The organism is Pseudomonas sp. Sample_10 (assembly GCF_004321495.1).
Taxonomy (GTDB): Bacteria; Pseudomonadota; Gammaproteobacteria; order Pseudomonadales; family Pseudomonadaceae; genus Aquipseudomonas.
The window spans coordinates 1-1,599 of record NZ_RCOE01000246.1 but is presented as its reverse complement, the minus strand read 5'-3'; the positions used below and the strand labels follow the sequence as shown (position 1 = coordinate 1,599).

Here is a 1,599-nt window from a genome sequence, read left to right as displayed (position 1 = left end):
TTCCCAATGTGGGAACCGAATTCCTGTGGGAGCTGGCTTGCCAGCGATGGGGCCGGAAGGTTCAACAAAGATGTTGGCTGATCCACCGCTATCGCTGCGATGCGGCGACCCGACTCGCCAGCTCCCACAGGGACCGGTTTCTACGGACAAAAACAATAATTTTGAAGAGGACAATGCCATGCAAACCCAACTCTTGATCAACGGCCAACTCATCACCGGCGAAGGCCCCGCCCAACCCGTATTCAACCCGGCGCTGGGCCGTGTGCTGGTGGAAATCAACGAAGCCAGTGAAGCCCAGGTCGATGCCGCCGTGCGTGCCGCCGATGCCGCGTTCGACAGCTGGTCGCAAACCCCGCCGAAAGAGCGTTCGCTGCTGCTGCTCAAACTCGCCGATGCCATCGAGGCCCATGGCGAAGAGCTGGCCAAACTGGAATCGGACAACTGCGGCAAACCCTACAGCGCCGCGCTGAACGACGAGATCCCGGCGATTGCCGACGTGTTCCGCTTCTTCGCCGGCGCCAGCCGTTGCATGAGCGGTTCGGCCGGTGGCGAATACCTGCCGGGCCACACCTCGATGATCCGCCGCGACCCGGTGGGCGTCATCGCTTCCATCGCGCCGTGGAACTACCCGCTGATGATGGTCGCCTGGAAAATCGCCCCGGCCCTGGCCGCCGGCAACACCGTGGTGCTCAAGCCATCGGAACAAACCCCGCTGACCGCCCTGCGCCTGGCCGAACTGGCATCGGACATCTTCCCGGCCGGTGTGCTCAACCTGGTGTTCGGCCGTGGTCCTAGCGTCGGCAGCCCGCTGGTCACTCACCCGAAAGTGCGCATGGTGTCGCTGACCGGCTCGATCGCCACCGGTTCGAACATCATTTCCAGCACCGCCGACAGCGTCAAACGCATGCACATGGAACTGGGCGGCAAGGCCCCGGTGATCATTTTCGACGACGCCGACATCGACGCCGCCGTCGAAGGCATCCGTACCTTCGGTTTCTACAACGCCGGCCAGGACTGCACCGCCGCCTGCCGCATTTATGCGCAAGAGGGCATTTACGACAAGTTCGTCGAGAAGCTCGGCGCAGCGGTCAGCAGCATCAAGTACGGCTTGCAGGATGACCCGGCGACCGAGCTCGGGCCATTGATTACCGCGCAACACCGCGACCGCGTCGCCGGGTTCGTCGAACGCGCCATCGCCCAGCCGCACATTCGCCTGATCACTGGCGGCAAAGCGGTCGAGGGCAATGGTTTCTTCTTCGAACCGACCGTGCTGGCCGATGCCCAGCAGGACGACGAAATCGTCCGCCGCGAAGTGTTCGGGCCGGTGGTGTCAGTCACCAAATTTGCTGACGAAGCCCAAGTGCTGGCCTGGGCCAACGATTCGGACTACGGCCTGGCGTCCTCGGTGTGGACCGCCGACGTCGGCCGCGCCCATCGCCTGTCGGCGCGCTTGCAGTACGGCTGCACCTGGGTCAACACGCACTTCATGCTGGTCAGCGAAATGCCCCATGGCGGGCAGAAATTGTCTGGCTATGGCAAGGACATGTCGATGTATGGGCTCGAGGATTACACCGTCGTTCGGCATGTGATGTTCAAGCA

At 62.9% G+C, this 1,599-nt stretch carries 1 protein-coding gene; it reads left to right on the top strand.

Translation table 11 applies throughout. From position 1 onward, the window contains the following. Positions 1-178 precede the first annotated feature (178 nt). Positions 179-1,599: gamma-aminobutyraldehyde dehydrogenase (locus D8U18_RS24715; RefSeq protein WP_131108769.1), on the top strand; the 1,421-nt coding region annotated here is incomplete at its 3' end.